7 protein-coding genes are annotated in these 11314 nt (G+C 72.9%); 2 read left to right on the top strand and 5 right to left on the bottom strand.

Annotation, left to right across the window (positions count from 1 at the left end; all coding sequences use genetic code 11):
* The first annotated feature begins 83 nt into the window (after window positions 1-83).
* On the top strand, window positions 84-614 hold the full coding sequence (locus tag ACIQOE_RS33960; protein WP_351327477.1) for an SRPBCC family protein: 531 nt from the start codon (window positions 84-86) through the stop codon (window positions 612-614).
* Between the two features lie 4 nt (window positions 615-618).
* Here ACIQOE_RS33960 and ACIQOE_RS33965 read toward each other — a convergent pair whose 3' ends face one another.
* From ACIQOE_RS33965 to ACIQOE_RS33980, 4 genes are all read right to left on the bottom strand, one after another.
* On the bottom strand, window positions 619-3435 hold the full coding sequence (locus tag ACIQOE_RS33965; RefSeq protein ID WP_351327475.1) for an NHLP bacteriocin export ABC transporter permease/ATPase subunit: 2817 nt from the start codon (window positions 3433-3435) through the stop codon (window positions 619-621).
* Between the two features lies 1 nt (window position 3436).
* Complete coding sequence (locus ACIQOE_RS33970; RefSeq protein ID WP_365558777.1) at window positions 3437-5668, bottom strand: NHLP family bacteriocin export ABC transporter peptidase/permease/ATPase subunit; 2232 nt, start codon at window positions 5666-5668, stop codon at window positions 3437-3439.
* Window positions 5665-6471 carry an HlyD family efflux transporter periplasmic adaptor subunit gene (locus ACIQOE_RS33975; protein ID WP_401415560.1) on the bottom strand — a complete coding sequence of 269 codons (807 nt, stop codon included), beginning with the start codon at window positions 6469-6471 and terminating at the stop codon, window positions 5665-5667. Before ACIQOE_RS33975 ends, ACIQOE_RS33970 begins: the two co-directional genes overlap by 4 nt.
* A gap of 120 nt (window positions 6472-6591) precedes the next feature.
* The gene (locus ACIQOE_RS33980) at window positions 6592-6807 is read right to left on the bottom strand and encodes a type A2 lantipeptide (RefSeq protein ID WP_351327472.1); all 216 of its coding nucleotides are present in this window, start codon (window positions 6805-6807) and stop codon (window positions 6592-6594) included.
* Window positions 6808-7678: 871 nt separating this feature from the next.
* Here ACIQOE_RS33980 and ACIQOE_RS33985 point away from each other — a divergent pair.
* Entirely contained in the window at window positions 7679-9052 is a 1374-nt protein-coding gene (locus ACIQOE_RS33985; RefSeq protein ID WP_365558775.1) for a S1 family peptidase, read from the top strand.
* A gap of 36 nt (window positions 9053-9088) precedes the next feature.
* Here the strand turns inward: ACIQOE_RS33985 and ACIQOE_RS33990 are convergent, their stop codons facing one another.
* Window positions 9089-11260, bottom strand: coding sequence for a SpoIIE family protein phosphatase (locus tag ACIQOE_RS33990; protein WP_401415564.1), 2172 nt, complete (start codon window positions 11258-11260; stop codon window positions 9089-9091).
* Window positions 11261-11314 lie beyond the last annotated feature (54 nt).

The following is an 11314-nucleotide window of genomic DNA, read 5'->3' on the forward strand; positions in this document are numbered from 1 at the left end:
TCCCCGCGAGGACGTGGACGGAATGAAAGAGTCGCCGCGGGAACACGGAAAGCGACAGGACATTCTCCGAAGGACTGGTCCCCATGCCCGTCGAACTCACCGGCAGCTACCTCACCCTGGACGACGGCCGCCCGGCCGTCCGCTTCACCCGCACCTACGACCGGCCCGCGGCACGCGTCTGGCGGTTCGTGACCGACCCGGACGAGTCGGCCCGCTGGTTCCCCTCGCGCCTGGAGGTCGAACCGCGCGACGGCGGCACCGTCCGGTTCAGCGGCGACCCCCGCCAGGCCGACGACACCGGCACGGTGCTCGCCGCCGAGGAACCCCGGCACCTCTCCTTCACCTGGGGCGGCGACGAACTGCGCTTCGACCTCGACGCCGTGGACGCGCGGCGCACCCGCTTCACCCTCACCCAGGTGCTGGCCGAGGAGAACGCGGCCGCCCGCAACGGCGCCGGCTGGGAGGTGTGCCTGCTCGCCCTCGACGCCCTGGCCCGCGGCGAGGACCACGCCGGTCCGCACTCCGGGGACGCCGCCCACTGGCGGCGGTTCTACGACGCCTACCTGGACGCCGGCATCCCCTCCGGAGCCCCCGTCCCCGGCCTCGACGCCTGACCGGTCAGGCCAGCTGCCGCCGCACCAGCTCGTGCAGCCGCCCTCCGGTGTCGGCGAGCAGTTCGGCGGGCGGCCCCTGCTGGGCGACCTTGCCGTCCTCCATCACCACCACCCGGTCGGCGTCCATCACCGTCGAGAGCCGGTGCGCGATCACGATCCGGGTGGCGTTCAGCTTGCGGGTGGACTCGATGACCGTGCGCTGGGTGTCGTTGTCCAGGGCACTGGTCGCCTCGTCGAAGAAGAGGATGCGGGGCCGCCGGATCAGCGCCTGGGCGATCATCAGCCGCTGCCGCTGGCCGCCGGAGACCGCGCCGCTCCCGGCCACGATCGTGTGCAGGCCCATCGGCATCCGCTTGATGTCCTCGGCGAGGCCCGCCATCTCGGCCGCCGCCATCGCCTCCTCGGCGGTGTACGGCTCGGTGCCGCAGATCACGTCCAGGATCGAGCCGGTGAACGGCTGCGCGTGCTGGAGCACCACCCCGCACTGCCGGCGCACGGCCGACTGGTCGAGCGCGCCCAGGTCCTGGCCGTCGTAGAGCACGCTCCCCGAGACCGGCCTGTCGAAGCCGATCAGCAGCCGCAGCAGCGTCGACTTGCCGCAGCCGCTCGGGCCGACGACCGCCACGAACTCGCCCGGCCGCACGTCGAAGGAGACGTCGTCGAGGACGAGCGGCCCGTCGTCGGAGTACCGGAAGGAGAGCCGGCGGGCCTCGATGCCGCCGGACAGCGGGCCGGGCCGGGTGCTCGCGGTGCGCACCTCCGGCGCCGCCTCCAGCACCGGGCTGATCTCCTCGAACAGCGGCAGCGCGGCGACCGCCGACACGAAGGAGCCGGTCAGCTGGGTGACGGAGGTGAGCAGCATCGTCACCGAGGTGTTGAAGGTGAGGAAGGCCGCCGCGTCCATGGCACCCCGCGCCGGGCCCGCCAGCAGCATGAACATCAGCAGCGTGCAGACCGGCAGGTAGACCGAACCCAGCACGGTGGTGAGGTTCTTGATCCGGCCCACCTTCTGCTGGAGTTCACGGCTGCGCGCGAACTCGCCCGCCCAGGCCGCGTACGCGTAGTTCTCGGCCGCCGCGACCCGCAGCTTGGGCAGGCCCCGCAGGGTCTGGAAGGCCTGGTTGTTCAGCTTGTTGCCGAGCACCACCAGCCGCCGCTGCCAGCGCACCTGCCACAGCCCGAGCCCGAGGAAGAGGGCGCCGATCACCACGAGCATGCCGAGGGCCGCCAGCGCCATCGGGACGCTGAACCAGAACAGCAGGCCCAGGTTCATCGCCCCGACGGTCACCGACTGGGCGACCACCGGGCCGACCCCCGCCAGCAGCCGGCGGATCGCGCTGATGCCCATGGCCGCGCTGGCCAGTTCACCGGTCGAGCGCTGGGTGAAGAACCGCGTCGGCAGCCGCAGCAGCCGGTCCCAGACGGCCGGCTGCAGGGTCGCCTCGATCCGGCCCTCCAGGCGGAGGATGGTCAGGTTCTCCAGGAGCGTGAACGCCGCCGACACCACCGCGCTGATCATCACCGCCAGACAGACCTGCACGATCAGGTTCGTCTGGGCCTTCGGCACGTAGTCGCCCAGCACCCGGCCGGTCGCGATCGGCACCAGGGAGCCGATCGCCACCGTCACCAGACCCGCCAGGAGCAGGCTGCCGAGGTCGCCGCGCGTGCCCCGCAGACTGAACCGGAGCAGACCGAACGGGGTGAGCGCCTTGTCGGGCAGCGGGCGGTAGAACATCACCGCGCGCGGCTCGAACTCCGCCGCGTTCGCCTTCTCGATCGGCGTCTCCCGGCCGGTCGCCGGATGCACGGCGACATAACCGCCGCGCCGCCACAGCAGCGCGACCGGAGCACCGGACAGCGCACGGTGACCGACCAGCGGTCCCACGTTCTCCCGCCACCACCGGCCGTCCAGCCGCACCGCCCGGATCCGCACCCGGGACGCCAGGGCCACCCGTTCGACCGGGTCGATCCGGTCGCTCTCGGTGCCGCTCTGCGCGGGCTCGGCGAGCGTGATGCCGGCCGCCTGCGCGACCAGCCGGCACGCCGCGTAGGAGGCGTCGGCGTCGGCGGCGGTCGTCCGCCTCTCCGCCTTGCCGATGGAGGCCAGCAGTGTCCGGTCGGCCTGGGCGCGGACCGCCTCACCGGCCTTGATACCGGCCGCGGTACGGGTCTCATGGGTGTGTTCGAGCTGCTCGATCCACCGGTCCAGCGTGGTGAGCAGCCGGTACTGCTGGTCGACCATGCTCTGCCACAGGGCCGGGTCCATCAGCAGGTCGGCGGCGGCCTCCGCGCCGTACAGCGAGCCGTACTGCACACTGCCCGGCGGCACCTGCATCCAGAAGACGTCGTCGTCGGCGGGGGCCGCGGCCCGCTCGCCCGCGGACATCGGGGCCTGGAAGAGGATCGACAGGCCGCGGCCGACGCCCAGCGCCAGCGCGTACTCCAGCGGGCTGGTGGTCGGCGGCACGTACTGCGGGTTGCCGTACGCGTCGTAGGACCAGGTCTCGGTGGCGGCCGGCTGGTAGAGCTCGCGCAGCCCGACGCGGTGCACCACGCAGTCCCGCAACGGGCGGGCCACCAGGGTGTGCTGAGGGCCGGCGACCGGGCCGAGCAGCAGCGCGCCCGCCTCCAGCCGGCCCAGGTGATGCCACTGGCCCTGCTCCGCCGCGTCCACCGCGAACAGGTCGAGGGCGCCGGACACCACCAGCCAGAGCACCTGCGGGCCTTCGAGGTCGAGCCGGTTGTGGCCGGCGCAGTCGATGCGGGCGCCCAGGGAGCCGAGCGCGCCGAGCACCAGGTCGCCGTCGTCTGCGGTCGTCATCTCATCGCTCCCTGACCAGCGCGGCGTACGCCCCGCCGTGTGCCACCAGCGCGTCGTGCCGTCCACGCTCCACGACCGTGCCGTGCTGGAGCACGACGATCTCGTCGCTGTCGCGGACCGTGCTCAGCCGGTGCGCGATCACCACGCAGGCGCAGCCGCGCCGGCGCAGGTTGTCCATGACCGTCAGCTCGGTCTCGGCGTCCAGCGCGCTGGTCACCTCGTCGAGCACCAGGATGCTCGGCCCGCGGACCAGCGCCCGGGCGATCTCCAGGCGCTGGCGCTGGCCGCCGGAGAAGTTGCGGCCGTCCTGCTCGACCCTGCTGTGGATACCGCCCGGCCGGCGCGCCACCACGTCGTACAGGGCCGCGTCCCGCAGCGCCTCCACCACCGCCTCGTCCGGGATCGAGGGGTCCCACAGCGCCACGTTGTCGCGCACCGAACCCTCGAAGAGGAACACGTCCTGGTCGACGAAGGAGACGGAGGCCGCCAGCGCGCCGCGCGGGATGTCCTCCAGGCGCTGCCCGTCGATGCGGATCACGCCCTCCCACGGCGCGTACAGACCCGAGATCAGCCGGGAGACCGTCGACTTGCCGCTGCCCGAGCCGCCCACCAGGGCCACCTGGCGGCCGGGCCCGACGGTCAGGTCGAAGCCGGTGAGCAGCGGCTTGTCCAGCGGGCTGTAGCCGAAGGTGATGTTCTCCAGCTCGACATGGCCGTGCAGCCGCCGGGTGGAGTCGCCGGCGCCGGGGCGGGCGTAGACCGGGTCGGCCTGGAAGTTCTCCACGTCCTTCAGCCGGGCCACGTCCGCCGCGAAGTCCTGGATCCGGCCCGCGACGCCGTTCAGGCGGGTCAGCGGGGCGGTGAAGCGGGTGACCAGGGACTGGAAGGCGACCAGGAGGCCCACCGAGATGCCGCCCTCGACCGCCCGCATCCCGCCGATCCACAGGATCAGCGCGCTGTTGACGGTGGCGAGCGTCGGAGCCACCACCCCGAGCCAGGCGCTCGGCACCCCGAGGCGCTGCTGCTCCTCCAGCGTGCTGGCGTGCTGCCCGGCCCACTTGCGGAAGTAGCCGTCCTCGCCGCCGGTCGCCTTCATCGTCTCGATCAGCTGGAGACCGGTGTACGAGGTGTTGGTGAGCCGCGCGGTGTCCGCCCGCAGCTTGGCCGTCCGGGTCGCGCGCAGCCGTACGACGAACCGCATCGCCACGATGTTCAGCAGCGCCACGCCGATGCCGAGGAAGGTGAGCTGCGCGTCGTAGGTGTACAGGAGCACCGCGTACAGGACCACGACCACGGCGTCCACGCCAGCCGCGGCGAGGTCGCGGGCCAGGGTCTCGGCCACCTGGTCGTTGGACTGCAGGCGCTGCACCAGGTCGGCCGGGCTGCGCTGGGCGAAGAAGGTCACCGGCAGCCGCAGCAGATGGCGCAGGAAGCGGGCGCTGGACAGCGTGGAGGAGACGATCCGGCCGTGCAGCAGGTTGGCCTGCTGCAGCCAGGTCAGGGCCAGGGTGAGCAGCACGCAGCTGCCCATCGCGGCGAACAGCACCCCGAGCAGCGAGGTCTGGCCGCCGATGAGGAACATGTCGATGTACTGGCGGCTGAGCGCGGGCACCGCCGCGCCCACGGCCACCAGCAGCAGGCTGGCCAGCACCGCCGCCGGCATGGTGCCCGCCGTGCCGCGCAGCCGGGCCGGCATCGCGCCGAGGATCCCGGGCTTGCGGCCGCCCCGCTCGAAGCCTTCGCCCGGCTCCAGGACCAGGACGACACCGGTGAAGCTGCCGTCGAACTCCTCCATGGGCACGAAACGGCGGCCCTTGGCGGGGTCGTTGACGAACACGCCCCGGCGGCCGAAGCGGCGGCCCATCCCGTCGTAGACGACGTAGTGGTTGAACTCCCAGAACAGGATGGCCGGGGCCTGCACGTCGGCGAGGGCGGCCAGGTCCATCTGCATGCCCTTGGCCGTCAGACCGTAACTGCGCGCCGCCTTCAGCAGGTTGCTGGCGCGCGAGCCGTCGCGGGAGACACCGCAGGCGATCCGCAGCTCCTCCAGCGGGACGTGGCGGCCGTAGTGGCCGAGGACCATGGCGAGGGAGGCCGCTCCGCACTCGACGGCCTCCATCTGGAGCACGCTCGGGGTGCGGACCGCGCGGCCGCGGGCCTTGGGCACCGGCCGCTTGGGCGGGGCGGCGCGTCTGCGGCCGCGGGTCTCCTGGTTCTCCTGGGCGGTGGTCACGGGAGCAGCCAATCGACGGGGTGCTGGTCGGCCAGCCGGATCGCGCCCGAGGCCAGGGTCATGGAGTCGAGCCGGAACGGCGGGCCGTCCGCCGAGGACCACCGGTAGCCGCTCTTCGTCCGCCGCGACGGATCCAGCCGGACCAGGACCGCCACCGGCCGGCCCTTCTTGGTGAACTGCTCGCCGAGCTGGTCGTCCCCGAGGAACGCGGAGATCGACTGGGCCGACTGGGCGGCGCGGTCCACCGACTTCACGTGGCCGCGCAGCACCCCGTACTCCTGGGTCGACACCGAGGAGACGGTCAGGTCGACGGGGGCGTCCGCGGGGATGGCGGAGGCGTTCTCGGCCGGTACGTAGACCGTCGCGTACAGCGGGTCCGAGGCGTGCGCGATCTTCTCCACGGCGGCGACGTTCGTACCGGTCTGGATGATCTGCCCGATGGTGGCGGCGAGCGCGCTGATCCGGCCCGCGGCGACCGTGCGCACGACCTCGTCGCCCTGGCCGGTGTGCACCTTGAGGACCGGGGCGTCGGCCGCCAGCCGTTCGCCCTGCCGGGCGAGGACGGCCGTGACCTGCCCGGCGACCGGGCTCTGCAGGATGTAACTGCCCTGCCCGTGGGTGAGGACGGCCTGCGCGTTCACCGTGGAGGCGACCGAACCGGTCACCGCCCACACCGAGGCCGCCGCCATCACGACGACGGAGACGGACAGCGCGAGCCAGCCCTGCGGACGGGCGAAGCGCACCGGGAGGTCGAGCTCCTCCGGTGACTGGAGCTTGGCGAGGGCCTGTTGGCGGAACTGCACGGAACTTCCCTCACCTGTGGGAGAGACGCTGGCGAAATGGGGTGTCCGAGGGGGCCTCAAAACACCCGAGAGCCCCGGGGCCGCGGTACGGCTCCGGGACTCAGCGGCAACGTGGTGCGCTCAGATACCGGCGACCAGGTTGGTGACCGGCTGGGTGTTCAGGCCGGTGACACCCTCGACGGTGCCGACAACCGTGTTGACCAGGCCGGAAACCGGGGCAACGCCGTCCACCAGGCCGGTGACGGTGCCGAGCGCGTTCACGGACAGGCCGCCGGAGACGTTGTCGAGCTCGGCGTCGGAGATCTCGACGGTCTCAACCTGGGGGGTGGAGTTCATGATGGAACTTCCCTTCATATGGATATTCACAAGGGGGAGAGCGGCCCCCAACGGCCCTGAGGGGACAGTACGGATGGCCGCGACCGCAGGCACCGGGCGCCCGTCTCCGGGAGACCCGGGCGGCCTTGCGGTGCGATGGATCAAAGCACGCGCCCGCTCCGCACATCCAATCAATCCGGCTTCCGACCTGGGCACTTGAGCGGCCAAGCGGCTTATCCGTGCAGGCGTGGGCACGTCTTGCGGCCGACTCCTTCACACAGCTCACGACTTCGTCGCGGTCCCCCCGCTTGCCCTCGCGGAGGCGAATCCGGCACTCCGCGCCAAAGGCGCGGCAGGGGGCGCGGGGTTGTGCAGATCCGCCGCCGCCCGTGACCCCGTTGGGCGGTGGATGTGCAGATTCCCTGAAGCAAGGATTCCGGTACGCGATCGCCACGGAACGTGAGTGATCGGGTGCCGTTCGTGTCGAACCGGGGCGCCGTTCCGGCGCCGTCGCGCCGCGGACCGGGTCCGTCCGGACCGCGACGGCGCCCACCCGGTCGTCGCGCATCGTGATGTCCGCGCGCGCCGGCGGGTGGCCGGGTGCGCCGGGCACCGCCTCGATCAGGACATCCGCACCGGTCACCGCGCCGGGCCGCCGTCGGCCGCCGCACCGCCGTCGTCGCTGCCCAGCCGCTCCGGGCCGGGCGCGACCGCAGTCTCCGCCATCGCGCCCGGCCCCCGGCCGCGTGGCCGATTCGCCCTCGGTGAGAGGACGTCGGGAAACGGAACTGAACGCACCGTGTGACCCGCCCGTACCTATGGCCATCCAGGCGCCGCTCACGAACAACTGCCCCCACACGGCAGGCACTCCGTCCCTTGGAGGTCGAGAAGTTTGAGTCACAAGCGAATTCCGAAGCGCAAGGCCGCTGTCGCGGTGGGCGGAGTCGCGGCGCTCGGAGCTGCGGCCTTTCTGCTGCCGATGGCCAACGCGTCCCAGGACGACGCCGCAGGCGCCACCGCCCCCAGGACACTGAAGTCGGCGAGCGACGCCTCGGGTCTTGCCGCGCAGCTCCAGGGCCTGCTCGGGCAGGCCTTCGCGGGCTCCTACTACGACAGCGGCAAGCAGCAGCTCGTCGTCAACGTCATCAACGGCGACAGCAACACGGTCGTCCAGGCTCAGAAGGCCGGCGCGGTCGTCCGCCAGGTGCGCAACAGCAACTCCGCGCTGGCCGCCGTCGCCGGCACCCTCAAGAGCAAGGCGACCATCCCGGGCACCGCCTGGGCCGTCGACCCGAAGACCAACAAGGTCGTCGTCACCGCCGACTCCACGGTCACCGGCTCCCGGTGGGACACGCTGGAGTCGACGGTGAAGGGCCTCGGCTCCGACATGGCGACCCTCAAGAAGTCGTCGGGCACCTTCAAACCGCTCGTCTCCGGCGGCGACGCGATCTTCTCCCAGGTCGCCGACGGCACCGTCCGCTGCTCCCTCGGCTTCAACGTGACCGCCTCCGACGGCAGCCCCGCCTTCCTGACGGCCGGTCACTGCGGCGTCGCCGCCAAGGACTGGTCCGACTCCGAGACCGGCCAGCCGATCGCCACGGTCGACCAGGCCCAGTTCCCCGGCAACGGCGACTTCTCGCTCGTCAAGTACGACGACGCCACCACCCAGGCGCCGAGCGAGGTCAACATAGGCAACGGCCAGACCGTCGCCATCAACCAGGCCGTCGACGCGACCGTCGGCGAGACCGTGTTCCGGATGGGCTCCACCACCGGTCTGCACGACGGCCAGGTCACCGGCCTCGACGCCACCGTCAACTTCCAGAGCGAGACCGACCCGAACGGCGTCGACACCGTCACCGGTCTCATCCAGACCGACGTCTGCGCCGAGGCCGGCGACAGCGGCGGCTCGCTGTTCACCCAGGACGGCGGCGCGGTCGGCATGACCTCCGGCGGCAGCGGCGACTGCACCTCCGGCGGCGAGACCTTCTTCCAGCCGGTGACCACGGCCCTCCAGGCGACCGGCGCCACTCTCGGCGACGCGGGCGCCGGCGCCGGTGACGCCGGTGCCACGGCCGACCCGTCCGCCACCGCGGGCGACCAGAACGGCGCCGGTGACCAGGCCGGCGGCGACCAGATCGGCGGCGCCGACCCGTCCGCGACGGCCGGCGACCAGAACGGCACCGGCGACGGCACGGGCACCGGCGACCAGTCCGGGACCGGGGCGGACGACGGTTCGGCGGCCGGCGACGGCTCGTCGTCCCACTGACCCGCCGCCCGCCCCGACGGCTGACGGCCGCGGCCGTCAGCCGTCGGGGCAGGCTCTGAGCAAGAGCACCGCGACATCGTCGACACGCTCCTGCGCCGCCGCACTGTGCCGCACGAGCGTGTCGGCGAGCTTGTCCAGCGGCTGGCCGCCGTTCTCCGCCAGCAGTTCGCCCAGGTCGACCAAGGCGTCCTCGATGTCCACACCGGGCGACTCGACCAGCCCGTCGGTGTAGAGGGCGAGCACCGAACCGGGCGCCAGCGACACCTCGGTGGTCGGGTACGTCGCCTCCGCGTCGATGCCGAGCAGCGGCCCCCCGGCCAGGTCGAGCACCCGCACCCGCCCGTCCGGGCGTCTCAGCAACGGCGGCGGATGCCCGGCCCGCGCCATGACCGCCCGTCCCCGTTCCGGATCCAGCCGCAGGTACAGGCAGCTCGCGAACAGGTCCGCCCCGGAGTCGATGAGGAGCCGGTTGGTGCTCCGCATCACCTCCTCCGGCGCCTGCCCGACGGTCGTGAAGGCCCGGACACCGGTACGGATCTGCCCCATCAGACCGGCCGCCGTCACGTTGTGCCCCTGCACGTCCCCGATCACCGCCGCCGCCAGCGGCCGGGTCGGCACCAGGTCGTAGAAGTCGCCGCCGATCTCCATGCCGTGCATGGCCGGCAGATACCGGGCGGCCGCCTCGATACCGGGCGGCGGAGTCAGCGAGTGCGGCAGCAGGGCCGCCTGCAGCCCGTGCGCCAGCTGGTTCTTCGCGTCGTAGAGCAGGGCCCGTTCGAGGGCCTGCGCGATCAGACCGCCGAGACTGGTCAGCACGGCGCGCTCGTCCGCGGGGAAGACGTGCGGTTCGGCGTAGGCGAGGACGCAGGTGCCCACCGGCCGGCCGGACGCGATCAGCGGCAGGTACGCCCAGGCCGCGAAGCCGTCCGGGGTGTCGTCGCGGCCCGGATACAGCCGTTCCAGCTGCTGCTTCGACTCGAAGAACGCGGGCACGCCGGTGTTCAGGACATGGGTGCCGGGCGTCCGTTCGGCCAGCGGCAGGCCGTCGAAACGCTCCACGGTCCGCGGGTCGTCGTACCCGCGCTGCCCGAGGACGTGCAGCCGCCCGCCCCGCGACCCGAGGATCACCAGCGCCTGGCTGCCGACGGCCGGGGCCACCTCGTCGGCCACCAGCTGCACGACGTCCTGCACGCCGACGGCCTCCGTCAGTGCCCCGGCCAGGCTCAGCAGCTGGGAGATGGTGACGAGCCGGGAGCCGGGCGCCGCGTCGGCGCGCGGCAGCGCACCCACCATCTCCGCGACCGCCCGCGCCCGGCTGATCCGGGTGGTCAGACCCGTGGTGCTCGGGTACATCCGGAACGACAGCCAGTCGCCCGGCGGCTTCAGCGCCACGAACGACGTCACGTGCTGGCTGATCAGCGCCGCCCGGTACCGGTCCTCGTACATCGGGTCGTTCAGCCAGGGCACCGACACCCACGGCTGGGTGCCGAGGAGGTCCGCGACCTGCGCGCCGAGCAGTTCGGCGGCCGCCGAGTTGGCGAAGGCGACCCGCCCGTGCAGGTCGAGCGAGATCAGCCCGTACGGCAGCCGCCCCACCATCCGCGCCGCTTCCACCGTGCCCAGCGTGCCCGCCACCCCGGACGGCGGTGCGGCCGGCAGATCGGGTTCGGCGCGCAGCGGCCGCTGCTGCCGGGCGGACCTGGCCAGCCGCTTCGCCAGCCGGTCGGCCGCCGCGGTCAGCTCCGTCCGCTCCCGGTCGGAGAGCACCGTCGGGTGCGACCCGGGCCAGGTCACGTACAACGCCCCGTACACGGTGTCCGCCGTCGCCACCGGCACCGCGGCGAGCGCGAACGGGTAGGGAAGCACCACCGAGATCCGCGGATACCGGCGCGCCATCTCCTCCTCGCCGCCCACCCACACCAGGCGCCGCTCGCGCACCGCCTCGGCGACCGGGATCGGCGTGCTCAGTCCGACCCGCTCCCAGGGCGCGACGAACGCCCGCGGCAGCCCCGCCGTCACGGCGATCTCCAGGACCGGCTCGCCGGCGGCGAGGAGATAGATCGCCCCGGAGTGCGCCTGGACCTCCTCCATCAGGGAGGCCAGCGCGAACGACAGCAGCGGCGGCCTGCCGGGCCGGGCCGCGGCGCCCGCCCTGGCCTTCGGGCCCGGTGTCTTCGGCGCGGGAGGGGCCCCCGTCGTGTCGGACACGCCCGACCACCTCCTCGTCCGGCCGCGCGTCGCGTCCTCGGGGTCAAGACTCCC

This window comes from Streptomyces sp. NPDC091282, from assembly GCF_044757385.1.
GTDB lineage: Bacteria > Actinomycetota > Actinomycetes > Streptomycetales > Streptomycetaceae > Streptomyces > Streptomyces gramineus.

Excerpts from the sequence above, each read along its gene's own strand:
- ACIQOE_RS33960 (WP_351327477.1), top strand. The coding sequence starts at position 84 with ATGCCCGTCGAACTCACCGGCAGCTACCTCACCCTGGACGACGGCCGC.
- ACIQOE_RS33965 (WP_351327475.1), bottom strand. The coding sequence starts at position 3,435 with ATGACGACCGCAGACGACGGCGACCTGGTGCTCGGCGCGCTCGGCTCC.
- ACIQOE_RS33980 (WP_351327472.1), bottom strand. The coding sequence starts at position 6,807 with ATGAACTCCACCCCCCAGGTTGAGACCGTCGAGATCTCCGACGCCGAG.